At 68.9% G+C, this 18,276-nt stretch carries 13 protein-coding genes and 4 pseudogenes; 8 read left to right on the forward strand and 9 right to left on the reverse strand.

Annotated features, from left to right (window positions below; genetic code table 11):
• Positions 1–37: 37 nt before the first annotated feature.
• Both ACZ4Z5_RS32075 and htpG read right to left on the reverse strand, forming a co-directional pair.
• The gene (locus ACZ4Z5_RS32075; protein ID WP_468269582.1) at positions 38–436 is read right to left on the reverse strand and encodes a protoglobin domain-containing protein; all 399 of its coding nucleotides are present in this window, start codon (positions 434–436) and stop codon (positions 38–40) included.
• Positions 437–540: 104 nt separating this feature from the next.
• A complete protein-coding gene (gene htpG / locus ACZ4Z5_RS32080; protein WP_468269584.1) occupies positions 541–2,451 on the reverse strand; it encodes a molecular chaperone HtpG in 1,911 nt (636 codons plus the stop codon).
• Between the two features lie 463 nt (positions 2,452–2,914).
• On the opposite strand from htpG, the gene ACZ4Z5_RS32085 reads away from it, so the two are divergent.
• The 6 genes and pseudogenes from ACZ4Z5_RS32085 to ACZ4Z5_RS32110 all read left to right on the forward strand — a co-directional run.
• The gene (locus tag ACZ4Z5_RS32085) at positions 2,915–3,418 is read left to right on the forward strand and encodes a hypothetical protein (protein WP_468269586.1); all 504 of its coding nucleotides are present in this window, start codon (positions 2,915–2,917) and stop codon (positions 3,416–3,418) included.
• Positions 3,388–4,806 (forward strand): hypothetical protein, encoded by a 1,419-nt coding sequence (locus ACZ4Z5_RS32090; RefSeq protein ID WP_468269588.1) that lies wholly within the window; start codon positions 3,388–3,390, stop codon positions 4,804–4,806. Before ACZ4Z5_RS32085 ends, ACZ4Z5_RS32090 begins: the two co-directional genes overlap by 31 nt.
• Positions 4,803–6,344: a vWA domain-containing protein gene (locus ACZ4Z5_RS32095; RefSeq protein WP_468269590.1), complete on the forward strand. Its 1,542-nt coding sequence runs from the start codon at positions 4,803–4,805 to the stop codon at positions 6,342–6,344. Before ACZ4Z5_RS32090 ends, ACZ4Z5_RS32095 begins: the two co-directional genes overlap by 4 nt.
• A gap of 60 nt (positions 6,345–6,404) precedes the next feature.
• The gene (locus ACZ4Z5_RS32100) at positions 6,405–7,517 is read left to right on the forward strand and encodes an ATP-binding protein (RefSeq protein WP_468269592.1); all 1,113 of its coding nucleotides are present in this window, start codon (positions 6,405–6,407) and stop codon (positions 7,515–7,517) included.
• Positions 7,514–10,315: a DUF5682 family protein gene (locus ACZ4Z5_RS32105; protein ID WP_468269594.1), complete on the forward strand. Its 2,802-nt coding sequence runs from the start codon at positions 7,514–7,516 to the stop codon at positions 10,313–10,315. Before ACZ4Z5_RS32100 ends, ACZ4Z5_RS32105 begins: the two co-directional genes overlap by 4 nt.
• A gap of 104 nt (positions 10,316–10,419) precedes the next feature.
• Positions 10,420–10,628 (forward strand): annotated as a pseudogene (locus ACZ4Z5_RS32110) (transposase); the annotation flags it as partial.
• A 120-nt stretch (positions 10,629–10,748) separates the two neighbouring features.
• On the opposite strand, the gene ACZ4Z5_RS32115 reads toward ACZ4Z5_RS32110, so the two are convergent.
• The 4 genes and pseudogenes from ACZ4Z5_RS32115 to ACZ4Z5_RS32130 form a co-directional block, all read right to left on the reverse strand.
• A complete protein-coding gene (locus ACZ4Z5_RS32115) occupies positions 10,749–10,970 on the reverse strand; it encodes a hypothetical protein (RefSeq protein WP_468269608.1) in 222 nt (73 codons plus the stop codon).
• Between the two features lie 85 nt (positions 10,971–11,055).
• Positions 11,056–11,235 (reverse strand): annotated as a pseudogene (locus ACZ4Z5_RS32120) (transposase); the annotation flags it as partial.
• A 168-nt stretch (positions 11,236–11,403) separates the two neighbouring features.
• Positions 11,404–11,691, reverse strand: coding sequence for a hypothetical protein (locus ACZ4Z5_RS32125; protein ID WP_468269596.1), 288 nt, complete (start codon positions 11,689–11,691; stop codon positions 11,404–11,406).
• Between the two features lie 704 nt (positions 11,692–12,395).
• Positions 12,396–13,631 (reverse strand): choice-of-anchor Q domain-containing protein, encoded by a 1,236-nt coding sequence (locus ACZ4Z5_RS32130; protein WP_468269598.1) that lies wholly within the window; start codon positions 13,629–13,631, stop codon positions 12,396–12,398.
• 81 nt (positions 13,632–13,712) lie between these two features.
• Between ACZ4Z5_RS32130 and ACZ4Z5_RS32135 the strand changes: the two genes are divergently transcribed.
• Positions 13,713–14,411, forward strand: coding sequence for a TetR/AcrR family transcriptional regulator (locus ACZ4Z5_RS32135; protein ID WP_468269600.1), 699 nt, complete (start codon positions 13,713–13,715; stop codon positions 14,409–14,411).
• A gap of 206 nt (positions 14,412–14,617) precedes the next feature.
• Here ACZ4Z5_RS32135 and ACZ4Z5_RS32140 read toward each other — a convergent pair.
• Positions 14,618–15,690, reverse strand: a pseudogene (locus ACZ4Z5_RS32140) (SCO6745 family protein).
• Between the two features lie 5 nt (positions 15,691–15,695).
• On the opposite strand from ACZ4Z5_RS32140, the pseudogene ACZ4Z5_RS32145 reads away from it, so the two are divergent.
• Positions 15,696–16,299 (forward strand): annotated as a pseudogene (locus ACZ4Z5_RS32145) (DinB family protein).
• Positions 16,300–16,339: 40 nt separating this feature from the next.
• Here the strand turns inward: ACZ4Z5_RS32145 and ACZ4Z5_RS32150 are convergent.
• Positions 16,340–17,242 carry a transposase gene (locus ACZ4Z5_RS32150; protein ID WP_468269602.1) on the reverse strand — a complete coding sequence of 301 codons (903 nt, stop codon included), beginning with the start codon at positions 17,240–17,242 and terminating at the stop codon, positions 16,340–16,342.
• 216 nt (positions 17,243–17,458) lie between these two features.
• Positions 17,459–17,989, reverse strand: coding sequence for a GNAT family N-acetyltransferase (locus tag ACZ4Z5_RS32155; RefSeq protein WP_468269604.1), 531 nt, complete (start codon positions 17,987–17,989; stop codon positions 17,459–17,461).
• Positions 17,990–18,276 lie beyond the last annotated feature (287 nt).

Consider the following 18,276-nt stretch of genomic DNA (forward strand, 5'->3'; position numbering starts at 1 on the left):
GGCCGGACGGGAAACTCTTCGCCTCGGCAGGCCCCATTCACCAGCGGTCGGCTGCGTACGGCTGGAGCCAGAGGGTGGTTTGCAGGATCACCGACTTGAACCACGCCTGGTGCATGCGCTCTACGGTCGCCTCGTCATGGCGCCTGTTCGCCAGGAACGGCCGCATCGTGGCGGTAATCGGATAGATGAAGGCGACCAAGTAGCGCAGGGGAATGCAGGGCACCGAGTTCGCCCCGTCGGTCTGGTTCTTCTTGGCTTCCGTGTGGCGGAGGCCGATCTCATGCGCGTACGAGAGCCAGTCCTGATCACGGGGGCGCCGACAGCTATCTATGATCCACTGGCCGAATCGGCCGCGGACACGCGAAGGTAGTCCTCCAGAACCGAGCCGTCCGGTGTTGAGATGCGACAGAAACGATTCTCTCCGAATGACGGTCACGCTGTCGCGGTGGACAACGCCGACCCGGTTCATGGGCCCCCGAAGCCGTTGGCGGCCCGCCCGCATTCACCCTGGGCGGGCCGCCGACGGCGGACAGAGCCGAGTTACAGTGCGCGTTCCAGACGGTCCGCCATCAGCTTGACGAAACGTGCCGGTTCCTTCGGCTGACCGCCCTCGGCGAGCACCGCCAGGCCGTGCAGGAGCTCGGCGGTCCCGGCGAGCTCCGTGCGCTCCTCGCGCTCCTTGTAAGCCTGGTTGAGGCTCTTCACCAGCTGGTGGTCAGGGTTGAGCTCCAGGATCCGCTTGGCGCGTGGCACCTCTTGGCCCATCGCGCGGTACATGTTCTCCATCGCCGGGGTCAGGTCGTGTGCGTCGGACACGACGCACACCGGGGAAACGGTGAGGCGGGAGGACAGGCGCACCTCCTTGATGTCGTCGTCCAGCTGCTCCGTCATCCAGCCGAGCAGCCCGGCGTACTCCTCGGCCCGCTTCTCCCGTTCGCTGTCGGGGGCGTCCTCGTCCTTGGCGTCGAGGTCGATCCGGCCCTTGGCGACGGACCGCAGCTTCTTGCCCTCGTACTCGCCGACGGCGTCGACCCACACCTCGTCGACGGCGTCGGTGAGCAGCAGCACCTCGATGCCCCGGTCCCGGAACACCTCCATGTGCGGGGAGTTCTCGATGCTCTGCCGGGACTCGCCGGTCAGGTAGTAGATGTCCTGCTGCCCGTCCCTCATCCGCTCCACGTACTGTTTGAGCGTGGTCGGCTCGGTGTCGTGGTGCGTGCTCGCGAAGGACGCGACGGCGAGGATGGCGTCGTGGTTCTCCGAGTCGGTGACCAGTCCTTCCTTCAGGACTGCGCCGAATTCCCGCCAGAGCGTGGCGTAGCGGTCGTGGTCCTTGGTCATCATTTCCTTGACCGTGGACAGGACCTTCTTCGTGAGGCGTCGCCGCATCATCTCGATGTGGCGGTCCTGCTGGAGGATTTCTCGGGACACGTTGAGCGAGAGGTCCGCCGCATCGACGACGCCCTTGACGAAGCGGAGATACGGCGGGAGGAGCGCCTCGCAGTCGTCCATGATGAACACGCGCTTGACGTACAGCTGCACGCCGCGTTTGAAGTCCCGCGTGAACAGGTCTTGGGGGGCGTGGGCGGGGAGGAAGAGCAGGGCCTGGTACTCGAAGGTGCCCTCCGCCTGGAGCCGGATCGTCTCCAGTGGGTCGCGCCAGTCGTGGCCGATGTGCTTGTACAGCTCGTGGTACTCGTCGTCGGACACCTGGTCGCGCGGCCGCGCCCACAGCGCCTTCATGGAGTTGAGCGTGTCGAATTCGGGCGCCTCGTCGCCCTTGTCGGCCGCGGCGGAACCCTCGGGCACCATCCGGATGGGCCAGGTGATGAAGTCCGAGTACCGCTTGATGATCTCCCTGATCTTCCACGGGGATGTGTAGTCGTGGAGCTGGTTCTCCGGGTCGGCCGGCTTGAGGTGGAGCGTGACCGAGGTGCCCTGCGGTGCGTCGCCGACGGCCTCCAACGTGTACGTGCCCTCGCCGCGCGATGTCCAGCGGGTGCCCTGGCTCTCGCCGGCGCGCCGGGTCAGCACGGTGACCTCGTCCGCCACCATGAAGCCGGAGTAGAACCCGACGCCGAACTGGCCGATGAGCCCGTCCGCCCCGGCCGCGTCCTTGGCCTCCCGCAGCTCCTGGAGGAACTTGGCGGTCCCCGAGTTGGCGATCGTGCCGATGAGCCGCCCGACCTCGTCGTACGACATCCCGACACCGTTGTCCCGCACGGTGAGGGTGCGGGCGTCCTTGTCGACGTCGATCTCGATGTGCAGATCGGACACGTCGGCGTCGAGCGAGTCGTCCCACAGCTTCTCGAGGCGCAATTTGTCCAGCGCGTCAGAGGCGTTGGAGACAAGCTCCCGCAAGAAGACGTCCTTGTTCGAGTAGACCGAGTGGATCATCAGCTGCAGCAGCTGACGGGCCTCCACCTGAAACTCAAACGTTTCCGTCGGCATGTTCGCAAATACCTCTCAGGTCCTATCGCCAGAACTGATGGAAGTCACTCTAAAACACCACGTCAGGGCGTGGCTGGAATACGGCCGCGGTGGCTGGATCCGTGCGGCGCGTCCGTACTCGGGTCCATCCGGTATCGGGCCGGCGCGCAGCCCGGCAGCGGAGGGCAGCCACCGTCCTCATCCCATCACGCGGGCGGGACTTCTCGGGGACGCCGTGCAGCGGCCTTTCCCGGCGACCAGGAACAGCAAGCAGCGCTCGACGACGTGCCCACGGGGCGGGTCTCGCGGGACCGGGTGCCGGGACACGGCGGCGAAGCGCCCGGCGTCGCGGCGTTCGCACGCACGCCGTCTTCGTGCTCCGGGCAACACGTGCGCGACACCCATTGTCAGTGGCGCCACGTAAGTTCGTCGTTGTCCCGCCGATCTGGCGTGCGACGTCCCTTGGTGTATTGGAGATAGTGCGTTGACGCATTGGGAGAGGTCGAGCACGGCACGGGTGATCCCACCCGCTCGGCCGCGCAAGCTCGCCAAGGTTCCGTTCGTCGAACTGGCCGACGGGCGGCTGCAGGGTGTGGTGTCCAGCGGCTCTGACATCGAGCGCGTCTACGTGTCGTCGGTCGCGGCCGGCGACTACGCGTTCGCGTGCAGCACCAACAACAACCGGCCCTGCGGCGGCGCGCGGGGCTCGTTCTGCAATCACATCCGTGCCCTGGTCAACGAGGCCGTACTGCAGTACGGCGCCCCGCGCGTCGCCCGCTATCTGCGGATCGAGGTCACGGACGCTCAGCCGAGTTCGCAGGATCTCACTGCCACGATGGTCGGCACACGCCCGCAGCAGGGCGACGCCAAGGCCGCCGCGATGGTGTTCAGCCGGTTCCTGCGACACCTCTCCTATCTGGAACTCGCCCCCACCACCGCGCCGTTGCCGGACATGCAGTGGTTCCCGCCCACCAGGGCGGTGGCGTGATGCGTGCCGATCTGCTCACCGAAACCGTTCCCGGGCTCGACGAAGCCCTTGCGGCCGTCGATGCCTTCGACGAGGCTCTCGTCGGGGGCCTGCTCCGTCCTCAGCCCGCCCAGGCCGCCGGTCTGGCGGAGCTCGCCCACGCCGTGGCGGGTACGCCGCTGGCCGGCAGAGTCGCCGAGGCGGCCGAGAAGGCGGCGGCCGGATCCGCGGGCGAGGACCACTTCGTCGCGCTCGCCGCCGCGCGCACCGCGCTGCTCGGTTCCGTCCACGACGCGCTGATGGCCCGCGTCGCGGAGGCGACAGGCCGGCCCCGCAACGAGGAGACCGTACCGGCTCCCGGCGGGCCGACCGCCGTCAATCTGCTGGCCGCCGCCCGCTCCTGGCTGTCCGATCTGGCGCGTCGCGGCTGGCACGGCATCGACCATGAGGTGGTGTCCGGTTCCGCGCAGGTCGTCTCCGCAATGCTCCCGGACCCGGCCCTGCGCCGCCTGGCGACGTTGCTCGACGGGTTCGCCGCCGAACTCGCCGCGTCATGCCCGGGCGCGACCCTGGAACGCGTCCCGGCCCGCCGCTGGGCCGATCTGTGGTCTCGCGCCATGCTGCTCACGCTGCCCGGTGCGGCGGACGTGGCCGTGGCCGACACGGTCACCGGGCGTCTGCTGCCCCTCGGTGTCGACGTGCACGAGCACGCCACGGCCGTACAGGCCCAGGTCCACGCGGTGTTCGAGCCCGCGGACGGCACTTCGCCCAGGCTGGTGCGGGCCGGCGTGTCCGTGCCGAAGCCCGACACGGTCGTCGGAGCCGGACTCTGGCAGCTGCTCCGCCCGCACATGTCGCTCCTGGCAGCCGTGGGCGACGGCCGCGCGATGGAGCTGGCCGGTATGCCGGTCACGGCCGAGGGCGATCTGGTGTGGAGCGACGAATACGCCCGCCTGGGCGAGCCCGCCGATGCCTTCGCCACGGCCCGCGTCGCCCTCCCCGCCGCCGCCGACGCGACCACCGCGCCGCTGGACCGGCACCCGGCACGCATTGCCGTCCCCGTGTTCCTGGAGGGCTATACGGTGCAGAAGGACGACTACGCTCCGACGTTCACCGTTGCCGGTGTGCCCCTTGCCGTCGACACCGACCGCATCCCGAGCGCCAGTCCCCTCACGCCCGAGGCCGTCACGGTGTCCGGCGCCTGCATTGGACTACTCCGCTGGGACGCCGGCACGTTCGTCGTGCAGCCCCTGGCCGTCGAGACGACCGTACGGAAGAAGGCCGTCGCCGTTCACGCCGGAGGGTGGGCCGGAGGCACCACCGACAAGGCCGCAGTGAAGGCCGAGAAAGCCGCCACCGACGCGGTAGCGGTGCTGCGGGAGCGTGCCGGAAGGCTGCTGCGGAAATGACCGAGCACATCACCGGGAAGCCCCTCACAGCCGGTCAGCCGACCGATCCCACAGCAGGACAGCCGTTCACTGGCGGGCAGTCGTTCACCACCGGTCAGCCGACGGATCCCGCAGCAGGGCAGTCAGCGGCTCGGACCGCCGTACTGCCCCCAGAGCCGGAACCCCACGAGAATCGCCGTCAGGTCCTCTACTGGCGGCTCCTCGCCCGCCTCTTCGACCCCGAGGAGCAGGCCTCGCTGGAATCGGCGAGCCTCGCCGTGGTCGAGGACATCGGCCTTCCGTCCGCGCTGCTGGACCCGCAGGCCTCCGTCGACGCGATCGTGCAGCGCCACCCGGAGCTGGCGACGGAGTTCGACGGCCTGATGGCTCCCGAACCCGACGACGACGGCGCACGGGACCGGTCGGCCGAAGTGCGGCGCGCGGCGCTGGTGTCGAAGGTGCTGCTCAATGTCTTCGCCACCGGTTCCGGCACGGTCACGGCCGGACAGTTGGCCCGCTGGCAGTCCGACGCGGGCTGGCTGGAGCGGGCGCTCGGCTGCCGGCCGGGCGAGCTGCGCGGCGGCCGTCCCGGCGGCGGCGCGGGTACGGGCGTCAGCCCGACCGGCACGGGCGGCCACGGCGCCGCGCCCGACCTCAGCCGCCTGATCCCGGAGATCGGTCCGGAACTCGGCTCCATCGAGGCCGGTCTCGTCAAGCGGATGCACCTGCGCGAAGTGCTGGCCGACCCCCGGCTCGCCGCGCAGCTCACGCCGAGCATGTCGCTCATCGAACAGCTGCTGCGGGACAAGAACAATCTGTCCGGCGTCGCCCTGGCCAACGCCAAAGCCCTCATCCGCCGCTTCGTCGACGAGGTCGCAGAGGTACTGCGCACCCAGGTGGAGAAGGCGACGGTCGGCGACCTGGACCGGTCCGTCCCGCCCAGGCGGGTGTTCCGCAACCTCGACCTCGACCGCACGATCTGGAAGAACCTCACCAACTGGAGCCCGGAGGAGGAGCGGCTCTACGTCGACCGCCTCTACTACCGGCACACCGCCCGCAAGACCACGCCGCAGCGGCTGATCGTCGTCGTGGACCAGTCCGGGTCGATGGTCGACTCGATGGTGAACTGCACCATCCTGGCGTCGATCTTCGCAGGGCTGCCGAAGGTGGACGTCCACCTGATCGCCTACGACACTCAGGCACTCGACCTGACCCCGTGGGTGCACGACCCGTTCGAGACCCTGCTGCGCACCAACCTCGGCGGCGGCACCGACGGCACGGTCGCCATGGCCCTGACCCAGCCGAAGATCGCCGAGCCCCGCAACACCGTGGTGGTGTGGATCTCCGACTTCTACGAATGGCGGGGTGAGCAGCTCTTCGAGTCCATGGCCGCGGTCCACCGCTCCGGAGCGAAGTTCATCCCGGTCGGGTCGGTGACCAGCGCCGGCCGAGGCAGCGTCAACCCGTGGTTCAGGGAGCGCTTCAAGGACCTCGGCACGCCAGTGCTCTCCGGACACATACGCAAGCTCGTCCACGAACTGAAGACGTTCCTCGCCTAGCCACTCACCGGTCCGTACGCCCGGTCACCCGCTCAGTCACACGCTTCGAAAGGCCTTGACATGTCCGACCTGTTGCGCGCCCCCGCCGAGATCAAGTACGCCGAGGAACTGGACTGGCTGGAGTCCATCGACGACAGCCCCAAGCCGTTCTCCTGGCGCCTGTCCCCCAAGATGGTCCGTCTGTTCATCCTGGGTTCCGAGCGCTCCGACGGCCTTGACCGGGAGATCTCACAGAAGTGGTTCGGCGACCGCAGTTTCGTGGAGCGCTCCATCGTCACGCTGGCCTCCGACCGCGGTCTGCTGCTCATCGGTGACCCCGGCACCGGCAAGAGCTGGCTGGCCGAGCTGCTGTCCGCCGCGATCTGCCGCAACTCCACGCTGGTCGTCCAGGGCACGGCCGGCACCACCGAGGACCACATCAAGTACTCCTGGAATGTGTCCATGGTCATCGCCAAGGGCCAGTCGCGGGAGTCGATGATCCCCTCGCCGATCATGACGGCGATGGAGAACGGATCGATCGGCCGGTTCGAGGAGCTCACCCGTTCCACCAGCGACGTCCAGGACGCACTCATCTCGATCCTGTCCGAGAAGTACGTCTCGGTCCCCGAACTCGACAGCGACAACATCGTCTTCGCCAAGCCGGGCTTCTCCGTCATCGCCACCGCCAACAGTCGCGACCGGGGCGTCAACGACCTGTCCTCCGCTCTCAAGCGCCGCTTCAACTTCGTCCGTATCCCGGTGGTGACGAACAAGAAGAGCGAGGCCGAGATCGTCCGCTTCCGCACCGAGGAGCTGCTGCGCCGCCACCGGATCGAACTGGACGTTCCGCCGACACTGCTCGACGTGCTGCTGCAGAGCTTCGCCGACCTGCGCGCCTCGGCTTCCGCAGCCGGCAGCGACGACGAGAAGTTGGAGTCCGCCCTGTCCACTGCCGAACAGATCGGCGTGCTCGAGGACGCCATCCTGCACAGCAACTTCTTCGGCGAGCGCGCCCTGACCGCCCACACACTGGCCTCCTCGCTCGTCGGCTCGCTGACCCGGCGCGAGCCCGAGGACCTCGCCATCCTCAACAAATACCTGCACGGCGTCGTCGAGCCGCGCAGCAAGGAGGAGGGCGGCTCCTGGGCGGAATTCCTGGAGGGCGGCCGCGACGCGATCGCCACCCTGTCATGAGCGGCACGCACGAGGGCACCTTCGAGGCGCTGCGCGCGCAACTGCAGGAGGCTGCAGCGACGTTCGCCGACGGGCCGGACGCGCTCGAGGGGATCCTCCTCGGCATCGTCGACGATGTCGACCGCGCGGTGCGCGAGCCGCTGGAGATCTTTCCCGTCTGCCACCACTCACCCGCCTCGGCGATCGCGATGGCCCGCCGCCTGCGGGAGAAGCAGCCGAAGGTCGTGTACCTGGAGCTGTGCGAGGACATGGCGCCGCTGCTCACCGAACTCCGGAACTGCAGGCTCCCTGTGGCCGTCCAGGCGTTCGCGTCCGAGACCGAGGGATTCCCCGTCGAGTGGTCCCCGCTGTCGGTCGTCGCACCGATCACCGAGGCCTCGGCCGAGTACCAGGCGATCGCCTACGCGCTGGACACGCCGGGCGTCGAACTGGTCCTCGTCGACCGTTCCTCCGACCACGTCTTCCAGTGGGACGCCCGCGCCACGCACTCCGGCGAACCGGCCGCCCCGGACGCACCGCCGGCCGAGGAGGAGGCCGCCCTCCACGGCGACGCGGTCGGGGTGGAGATCGGCGACCTGCGGCCGCGCTTCGCCGAGCTGGAGGAGTACCTCCTGCGTCACGGCAGGGTGCGGCACTGGTCGGAGTGGTGGCACCAGTACGTCGAACTTCCGCTCGGCGACAGCGACCACGACACCTACCGCCAGGTCATGTTGCTGATCGGCAGTCTGTTCCGGCGTCTCGCACCAGGCGACCCCCATCGGGTGCGCGTGGACGAGCACCGCGAGCGCTACATGTGGACCAGGATGCGCGAGCACCTGGCCGCAACGGGCACGGACCCCTCGGACTGCCTCTATGTCTGCGGCGCCTTCCACGCGGCCAGCCGTGTCGAGGAGTTCGGCGTCCACGGCAGCAACTCCTTCGCGATCGGCCCGCGCACCGACACCAAGTGGCAGCACGGCCTGATCCCGTCCAGTCACGCGGCGATCGAGGCGCAGTTCGGCCTCGCGGCAGGATCGGTGTCCATAGCCGCAACCGTCTGGTCGAAGAATCTCAAGCGGACCCGCGTCGAGCCGTACCGCCTGGCGGGCCAGGCCGGCGCGAAGAAGACGAGGACCAGTAAGGCCGTTTCGCCCGCTTCCGTACCGGCGGCCGTGCCATCGGACAGGCTGACCGGCTTCCTCCAGCAGCCGCCCGTCCTGGACCGGCTCGACGAAGCCGAACTGCTCGGCTGGTCGGTGGAGATCGTGCGCGCGGCCCGCCGCAACGGCTACCTCGCCTCGACCGCCGACGCCATCGCGGTGTTCGAGACCTCGATCCTGCTCGCCGGAATGCGCGACCGGGCCAAGCCCACACCGTACGACTTCCAGGACGCGGCCGTCACCTGCATCGAGAAGGACACCGTGCCCGGCCGACGCGACGTGCGCCGACTCGTGGAGATCATGATGGGCGGCGACCGGATCGGCCAGGTCGGCTATGACGCGCTGCCACCCCTGGCCCGGGACGTCCACGACCGGCTCGCGCCGCTGGGGCTGAAGCTCCAGCAGCGCGGTGTGCAGCGGGCGCTGCTGGACATAGCGTCCCAGCCGTATCTGGAGCAGTGCTCCGACCTACTGTGGATGCTGCGCTACCTGATGCCGCAGGGCGCGGCCCGGCCGATCATGGGCGAGCGGACGCTGGGCGAGCGGCCCATCCAGGAATCCTGGGACCTGGCGCTCGGAACCCACCAGCGCGCGCTCATCGAGCTCGGCTATGAAGGTGTCAGCATCGAGCAGGTCCTGGAACAGCGCCTGCGCCGCACCGCGTACGGCCCGCAGGCCACCACGGCGACCGTCCTCGAAGCCGTGGAGGACGCCACGCTGTACTTGCGCAGCCGCCGTCTCGCCGATGAGCTGGGCAACCGCGCCCTCGAGGTGCTGGCGGGCGAACGCAGTGTCGACGGCGCTCCCGAAGTGCTGCGCCGGGCGCGTCGGCTGCTGGCGTACTACCGCACCACCGAACCGGTGCTGCCGCCGTGGATCGAGTCGTTCGTCAAGACCGGGTACGCGCACTACTGCACCCTGCTGCCGACGGCGTTCGCCGACGACGACGCGACCGTCCGCCACGTGGCGGCAATGCTGGGCTTCCTCTTCAGTATGGAGAACCTGGCCTTGTCGCTGGGCTGCGACCGCACCCAGCTGGAGCTGGCCGTCGCCCAGTCGCATCCGCAGGACCCTTCGAAGACCGCGTTGTTGTGGGCTGCCCAGACTCAGCTCGGCTGCCTCTCTCGCGCGGAGCTGCGCGCGAGGTGCGACGCACTGCTCGGCAATCCCCTGGTGGTGCCCTCCTATCCGCGCTACCTGAGCGGGTTCGTCCACGCCCTGGAGCCTGTCCCGGGCCTCACGGACTTCGTCGTGGAGGCGGTGTCCCACGCCTTCGGGCGGCTGCCGGACCCGGTACTCCTGCCGTGGCTCCCGACCCTGATCACCACCCTGCGGGCGGGCGGCGCGGAGCTGGCGCCGCTGCTGATACGGGAAGCGGGCCGGATCTTCCCGAGCCGGCTCGCCGCCCTGGATGAGTGGGTTCCGCCGTGGCGGGCGCAGCCGGATCCGCTCGCCGTGCGGCCGACGCGCCCTGCGGGCGCCGCCCGGGGCGTCGCGCTCCTCGCGGCGCATCCCGCGACCTGCGACGCGGTGGCCGGCCTGCTGGGCTGCGACGAGGGATGGGAAGCGGCGGACCCGGAACCGGAAGGCGTGGCCCTGCTCAGCCGTCATCCAGACACCGCGGCGGCGTTGGAGGTGCTGCTCGCAGCCACTCACTGATCTTTCCGGAATGAGGTTCGTTGTGGGGCTTGGCAGTTGAGTGTTGCGACGGCGGAGTTGCACGGGTGCCGGGGGGTCTTGTGCCTGATGACCTGTGGGAGGACATGGCCCCTCTTCTCCCGGCGTGCCCGCCGCGACGTCGGCGATACCCAGGGCGGCTGCCCGAGGATGACCGTGCAGCCCTGCGGGGCATCGTTTATGTCCTGTGCAAGGTGTGAGCTGGGCGGACGTCCCGGCGGAAGCGATCGGGTGCAGCGGTCTGACGTGTCGGCGGCGTCTGCGGGACTGGACGGAAGCCGGTGTCCGGCCCGCCTCCAGTTCCTCCATCTGGATGGGGGGTGTGACGCCGACCCGGAGCGCGGACGTCGGTCCCGGCACCCGTAACGCCGGGGTGCCGGGCACCGGTGTCCGCGCTCGTCGGCGTTCGCCGGAGTCAGCGTTTCGCCTGGGCCGGTTCGCAGTCCCGGCCGTGCGGGGCCTTCTTCGGCCAGATCGCGTAGGCGGGCGCGATCAGGCCGTGGATGCCGGTCGCCTTCCAGGCGGTGGCCATCCGGTCGGTGAGCGGGGCCGTCCTGGCGGGGTCGCCCCCGCACCAGACGACGAGCTGCAGCAGTGCGGTGGCGAATACGGCAGCCGGCAGCGTGCCGAGCCACACCTTGCCCTGCAGCGCAGGTCTCCTGGATCCGCTGGTCGAGGCCGTGCTGGCGCCACAGGGTGAAGTAGTAGAACACCGCCGACCGGGCCGGGAGGTCGTGTGACTGGAGCCGCCACTGACAGCCCGTCCGGTTCTGGTGGAGCAGCGCGTTCACGACCTCGCGCAGGTCGCAGGAGCCCGGGCCCCCGATCGCCGACCGCGCCGCCCGCTCCTGCTTCCACGCTGTGATCAGCGGCTCGATCAACGCCCACTGCTCGTTGGACAAGTCGGTTGCATACGGTATCCGTTCCGTGCCGCGACCTCATCATGCACGCGACATGACGCGAGGGCGGAACCGTCCCACCACCCACGGACGGGCGACACCACATCATCGGGACCGGGACTTGACGCCCTCTCAAAGGCCGTGGCGGGCGGGCCGTCGGGCAGTGCCTGGTCAGAACAGGCGGTGCCCCTGGACCCATGGGGTGGCCCTGCCGTTTTCGCGGAGGAGGCGGAGGCTCCTGACGCCCGAGTGATGGCTGGCGGCGAACAGGAACGAGGGGCCGGTGATCAGTGCGAGAGCGCTGAAGGCGAAGAGAACCCCGAAGACGTTGACCGACCGGGTGTCCGACTCTTCGACGGTCTGCCCGCCGAGATGGATGAGCATGGGCACGGTAACGAGCAGCGACAGCACCAGCATCCATCCCAGGATGGCGTAGATCCGCTGTTTCAGACGTGCCATGGCCAGACTCTCGACCAAGACGGAGAACGTTTTCCCGCAGCGCGGGCATTCGAACGCGACGGTCTCGCTGCCCTTCCGCGGACGCCGGGCGTCCTGCGCCGACAAATGGGCGATACTCCAGTTAACGGTTGTGGAGGCGGGCCCAGCCTCTACGCTCACTCGACATCCGATGCTCAGACCGTATCTCTCGTCGAGAAGTAATCTGCCCAACCCGGCTGCCCCCCTTGTCCCCTGTCCCGTGCCCGCCACGGAAGCAGCCGGATTTTGCCCTGCAGCCGACCGGTCAAACGTGCGACGCCGAGGCAGCGTGCCGGAGCGTGGACGCGGCCGTGCGGGCCGGCTGGTGCATGTCCTCAGGCTCGGCCCAGGGGTGTCGCGCGATGACCGGGCTCACCGAGCCGTGCACGCGATCCTGGGCCTGACCGTCAGACTGCTTTGCTCTCGTGCTTGCTTTTTGCGGGGCCGGTGTGCTTCTGCTGGCCGCGGTCGCTACGAGGGTTGGAGCTTCACGGCCGCGATGCCCCTCCCTCAGACGCTCAATCTAAGCGGGAGCCAGCGTCACAGGACCCAGTAGGAGGCGACGGCCTCCTTGGCCCAGATGCCGCGGTAGCGTCAAGGTCGCCGAGTCACACTGCGGTCCTTCTGTCGGGAGATCGGCACCTCAAGGGCTCTGCGCGCACGAAGAGTCCTTGGCCCGGGGCGAGTCACTGCCGGTATTCGAATGCCCCGATGTCACACGCTGGGCCTTGAGGCCGCAGGACGCCGCGCTGGTCGGCGGAGGGGCAGTCACGGGCGGCGTCGAGGGCGGGACTGCCGGGCAGCAATGCCACGGTGTCTGTCTGCCCGCCGTTGTCGCCGAGGGGTGCGAGACGGGGATCACGGCGAGGGAGATCACCCTCGGCCGTCAGGTGGCAGCTGTTTCCGCTGTCGAGGTTGTTGCCCAGTGATTCGATGGTGGCGAAGACGCTCTTGCAGTCGCTGGTGGTCTGGCTGACGGTGTTCTCGGCGACGATGGTATTGCGCAGGGAGAGGTGCCCCAGCGGCAGGTTGACGGTGTCGGTGATTGGAGAGGGCAGGCTGTCCAGGTAAGCAGGGGCAATGTTGATCCCGCCGCCGCCGTCGGTGGCGGTGTTGCCGGTGATCGTGGAGTTGCGGATGTCCACCAGGCCGGTGCCGCGTATGTCGATGCCGCCGCCGTATCCGGACAGGCTGCCCGGCCGTTCCCAGTCGTCGGTCACGCGGTTGTCGGCAATCGTTGAATTGACCACGGTGCCGGTGTCGTCGAACCGGATGCCTCCAGCCTCACCCGCTGTGTTGCGGCTGACTGTGCTGTCGATCAGCGTCAGGTGGGAGTCGGGGATGTTGAAGATGCCTCCTCCGTAGCCGGCGGAGTTGCCCGTTACCATCACCCGGCGAAGCGTCATGTTCTTGCTGTTGGCAATCCCGCCTCCGCCGGGGTCGGTGACGGGCACTTCCCGCTGCTTGGCGTCCCCTCCTGTGATGGTGAGGTCGGAGAGCCACGTCTCGGCACTCATGCGGAAGACCCGGTCGACGTGGTTGGCGTCGATGACGGTCTCCCGGGCACCGGCCCCCCGGACGGTGGTCGGCGCGGTGATGTTCAGATCGCCCGTGGTCGGATCGGCGGTTCGCCCGTTCAGGTAGTCGGGGTTGGGGGGAATCGTCAGCCGGTAGCGGCCGGCGGGCAGCTCGATGGTGCTGCCGGGCTGGGCGTTCGCGGCCATGATCGCCGCGCGGAGGGTGCAGGTTCCTGCGGCGGTACGGCAGACGCCGTCGGAGGTTTCTGCGTCCACGGCGTCCTCGGTTGAGTCGACCCTGATAGTCCGGGGCGCGGGGGCTGCCAGCGCAGAGGCCGGGGCGGCGGCCCCTGCGAGGGCCACCAGTAATGCGGTCGGTACCAAATGGACAATCATTCTGGTCATGGAGGTGCGCTCCTACTTCCTCATGTGACGGCAGGTGAGAAACGCTTGCGTACACAACGTGTATCAGACTGTTTCTCACCTATGACAGAGTCAATCCGGCCGCTACTACAGCCGAGCCTCTCGGGCCTTCCCCGCGGTCCGCACGGGCTCGCGCGCGAGCTCGTGACGGGCTCGCAACGTCAGCGGCTGCTCTACGCGATGACGGTGGTGGTGGCCGACAAGGGCTACGCCGCCGCGACAGTGGCCGACGTGACGGCGCGGGCGGGCGTATCTCGCAAGACGTTCTACGAGCTGTTCGCGGATAAGGAGGAGTGCTTCATCGCCGCCGCGGACACGGGCCGCGAGCTGATGGTCAAGCGGCTCGAGGCATCGTTCGCGCGCTCGTCGGCGCATTCGCTCTCCCCGGTGGCGACGCTTCGCGCCTCGATCCGTGCCTTTCTCTGGCTGATCGCCGAAGAGCCCGAATTCGCCCGGGCCTTCTTCCTGGAGACGGCCGCGGCCGGCGGCCGAGCGCAGGAGCACCAGGATTCCTGCCGCTCGTGGTTCGCCCATACGATGCGCGCCTGGCACGCCAGGATCCCTGGGCACCGCCGAGTTCCCGAGGAGATCTACACGGCTGCGGCGGACGCGACACACGAAGCCGTCTGCCGCCGACTGCGCCAAGGGCGCATCGGCGAGGTCCCTGAGCTGGAGGACGCCGTGCTGTACATCTGCCTCGCCCTGATGGGAGCGACCCACCCGGGCGAGGACGTGGAGCAGGGTGAGCAGGGAGAGGCGTGAGCGCCGGGACGGCGCCGTCGGCGCCTACGACTGCAGGATGCTCGCCGCTGTGACGTCGGCCGACAACGGGGTCATGCCAGGGGGGCCATGCGCCCCGGCACAGGGCACGGCCCCGTTGGCGGTCCGGGTCACGTCCCGTCAGCCTTTCGACGAGGCTGCCGACCTCCACGGCAACAGCTCCTTCGCCAGGGCGATGCAGAATGGCCCTACCAGCGAGCGGAGTTCCGCACACATCGCGGCCCCAGGGCGGCATAGGGCTGGACGGCGAGTTCGTCGGTGGTGCGCTCGATCGCTTCCCTCCGCCGGGTTCCCTCGTCGGTGAGGACGAGGTCGGGGCCCTCCGCCAGCCAGCCCCGTGCCCGCAGCGCTTCGATGCCTGCGCCCATTCCTCCCGCGACCAGGCTCGTGACCTGCGCAGGACGTCGGCACCGTAGTCGCCGACGGCGGCATGGGTGACCAGCGCCTCTATTCCGCCGAGCTTTGAGGTCAGCAGCGCCGCGAGGTGGCCGTCGCCACGGAACTCCCGCAGCAGCGTCTGAGCGTGCCATCGGATCAGGTGGGGCTCGCTCGGCCACGGTAGCGCGGCGTGCGCCGCGAACAGAGGCCGGCCATAGGCGTGGGAGAGGGCCGCCTGGGCCGCGGTCCGCGCGAGCTCCGCCGCGCGGATCACCGCGGGAGAGGACACGTCCTCGCCCAGGATGCGACGCAGTGTCGCGTCCATGCCCTTGATCCGTGCCTCGGGAAAGCGCTCCGGCGCGGCCGTTTCCCACACCGCAGGTACGACCTGGTGCACGAGTCGGGGGCTGAAGTTGTAGAACGTGGCGACCACGACTTCGGCCGAGGCCGCGCCGAGCGCGGCGGCGCGCGAGCCGAAGTATCCCGCCCTCGCCTCGGCGCCGAGCTCGGCGTAACGGGCCGATGCCTCTGGCGAGAAGTAGACGGCGCCGTGGTAAGGCCCCATCGTCTTCCAGGTGGCCCATGCGAATTCCATCTGTCCTGGTCTGGGTCCTGCATCATGAGCGGCTCTCCGTTGCCAGGCGGGGGGATGCGGTGCGCCGGTGGCGTGACGGCGGATGCACCTGCGTACCGGCTGGTCGGGACGCGAACGGAGTACGGGCCGCGTGACGACGCGAGTGCGCGGAATTCGGCCACGGCCCGGGCCCGATCTGCACCACGGCCCGGCCTGCAGGGCGGCGGCCATGGCCAGGCCTCGGCTCTGCCAGTCGTTGCGGACCACGTACGGGATCTTGAGACCACGAGCAGCCCATGGCAGCCTCATGCCGCATGATCGATGAATTCGCGAAAGACAACCTGCACGAGAGACTGCGGCGGGACCGCAAGGCGCTACTCTGGAAACTCGACGGCTTGTCCGAATACGACGCCCGCCGACCTTTGACAGCGACCGGGACCAACCTCCTCGGCCTGGTCAAACACGTGGCCACCGTCGAGGCCAGGTACTTCGGCGAGGTCTTCGACCGCCCTTCCCCGGAACCGCTGCCCCGGTGGCAGGACTCCGACGGCAGCGATCTGTGGGCGAGCGAGGACGAGACCCGCGATCAGATCATCGGGTTCTACCGGCGCACGTGGGAACACTCGGACGCGACGATCAACGAGCTTCCCCTCGACGCCCCCGGCCACGTGCCGGTGGTGGCCGGAGCCTTATGCCGACACGAACCTGTTCGCCATCATGGTCCATGTCCTCGGCGAGTCCATCCGGCATGCCGGGCACGCCGATATCCTGCGCGAGGGCCTCGACGGCCGGACCGGGTTGCGCGCCGAACTCGAGAAGCAGATCGACGAGGAAGCCCGTGCAGCCTACTGCGCGAAGATCGAGCAGGCCGCCAGGTCGGCCGCACCAATCAAGGCTTACGACTTGGTCCGCGATTGAGGTTTGGGCGTGCTGACCTGGCGGGTCGGCTGGTGGTAGATCAGCCGGCGGCCTGCCGGGCGAGCACGAGCTCGGTGCTCGGCTTGCGGCGGGTCGGTCGGCGAGTCGAACGGTCCGAAACCAATGAAGCGATCGCCTGGTGGGTCGCGGCGTAGTCCTCGCGTGGGCCGGTGTAGCGCCGGAGCGGGCGCCACTGCCGCAATTCGGCGTTGGCGTGCTCGACACAGATCCGCTCCGAGGACTGCCGTCGGCGCATCTCCCGCCGGGCGTACTGCTCGCCGAGCGGCGCGTCGCCCTTCGGCTTCTTCGGAGGGGCGCTGATCTGGCCAGGGAACTCGTTGGCCAGCCCCCGGTAGCCCTCGTCGACCTCGGCCGTCACCTTCGGGCGGAGCCGGAACTGCTCGCTAATACCCTCGGTGCGCATCGCGGTCTGGTCGTGCATACGGCCCGGGCGGTCTGCACCCGACCACAGCAGCCGGCCCTGGCCGTCGCTGATGGTGGTGGTCTCGATGGTGTTCTGCTTCTTCTTGCCGGAGACGAAGGCCCGCCGTCCGGGCCTGCCTGCCTTCGGGCGGCGAACCTGGGTCTCGGCGCCATCGATCCGCAACCGGATCCCTGCGGCCTCGGCGTAGGCGAACACGTCCGCCAGGGTCCGAAGTCGCACGCCGGAGTGGCCGGGGATCGCGAAGCCGCACACGGCCAGCAACGGGCGGATCTCCCCGATCGCGCGGGAGACCGTGGAGCGGGCCGTGCCGTACAGCTCGGCAAGCGCGGCCTGCGGAAGCCCGGTGCGCAGGTGGACCAGGGTGACCAGCACCCGGTCGGTGAAGACCAGGTCGTGCTTCGGGCCGGCACCAGCCTCTCGCTGCCGCTCGGCACCACGCCGCTCACGAAGCTCCGACTCGCACCGGGCGAGCCACGGATCGGCCAACTCTTCGATCAAATCGCCGAGATGTGCACGCGAGACGCCGCAGAAGACAGGATGGGTCAAGGCCGCACGGGCCCACTTCTTGGGCACACTCGAAGAACCCGTGCGGCCACTGCCAGGTCACAGCTGCCCACCGATGATCAATGGGTATGGCTCTTCTGCGAGAACTGTCAGAGCTGGGAACTTCCCTGCAGAAGAGCAAACGCAGCCGGCCAAGCATCGGCCCGGGCATCAGGGCCTCAGCAGTCCGCCCACCCACCAGTCATGTGGCTTGCCATCGTTGGCGATGCCGCGATTGCGCAGTGTCCCTTCGACGGTGAAGCCGAGTTTCTCGGCGACGGCACGCGAGCCGGTGTTCCCGGCCATGGCCCACCACTCGATGCGGTGGACGCCGAGGGTGGCCCAGCCCCAGTCGCACAGGGCCCGAGCGGCCTCCACCGAGTACCCGCGTCCGCGCTGTTCCTTGACCGCCCAGTAACCGAGCTCCCAGACGCCGCGGCTGATGAGGGTCAGGCAGTACGAGCCGACCAGGGCATCAGTGTCCTTGCGGAACGCGCCGAGGGTGTAGTCCTTGTCATCGGCCCACTGGGTGGGCAGCGTCTCGCCGACGAGCTTCTCCGCGTCCGCACGCCGGTACGGCACCGGCACCGGGGTGTAGAACTGGATGTCCTCGTCCTGGCAGGCTTCGTACACCGCATCCACGTCGGCAGGTGTGAAGGCCCGCAGCACCAGACGGTCGGTCCCAAGAGTCACCGGATCCATTGCGGCAGTATGAACACCACCAGCAAGCAGCAACCAGCGAATATCCCCGAGCACCCCACATCACAACCCCCGGGCCGGTCAACGGTCGCCGCAACACCCCAGATCAGCTGCCCCCGAGACGGAGCTACAGCCACCATCAATCGCGGACCGAGCCGTAAGAGGAAGGGCGAGGATGGAGGTAACGGAACGCTGCTAGAAGACTGATGAAGATGTTGGGTTCTGGCCCCGCCGGGTCAGTGGCGGGGCCAGACTTGTTGTCGTGGTGCAAGGGGAGTGGGTCGGGGAGA

It is taken from the genome of Streptomyces sp. NPDC030222 (assembly GCF_055573115.1).

Bases quoted from the DNA above. Each gene is read 5' to 3' on its own strand.
- htpG (WP_468269584.1), bottom strand. From the start codon at position 2,451: ATGCCGACGGAAACGTTTGAGTTTCAGGTGGAGGCCCGTCAGCTGCTG.
- ACZ4Z5_RS32135 (WP_468269600.1), top strand. From the start codon at position 13,713: ATGACAGAGTCAATCCGGCCGCTACTACAGCCGAGCCTCTCGGGCCTT.
- ACZ4Z5_RS32105 (WP_468269594.1), top strand. From the start codon at position 7,514: ATGAGCGGCACGCACGAGGGCACCTTCGAGGCGCTGCGCGCGCAACTG.
- ACZ4Z5_RS32155 (WP_468269604.1), bottom strand. From the start codon at position 17,989: ATGGATCCGGTGACTCTTGGGACCGACCGTCTGGTGCTGCGGGCCTTC.
- ACZ4Z5_RS32130 (WP_468269598.1), bottom strand. From the start codon at position 13,631: ATGACCAGAATGATTGTCCATTTGGTACCGACCGCATTACTGGTGGCC.
- ACZ4Z5_RS32100 (WP_468269592.1), top strand. From the start codon at position 6,405: ATGTCCGACCTGTTGCGCGCCCCCGCCGAGATCAAGTACGCCGAGGAA.
- ACZ4Z5_RS32125 (WP_468269596.1), bottom strand. From the start codon at position 11,691: ATGGCACGTCTGAAACAGCGGATCTACGCCATCCTGGGATGGATGCTG.
- ACZ4Z5_RS32095 (WP_468269590.1), top strand. From the start codon at position 4,803: ATGACCGAGCACATCACCGGGAAGCCCCTCACAGCCGGTCAGCCGACC.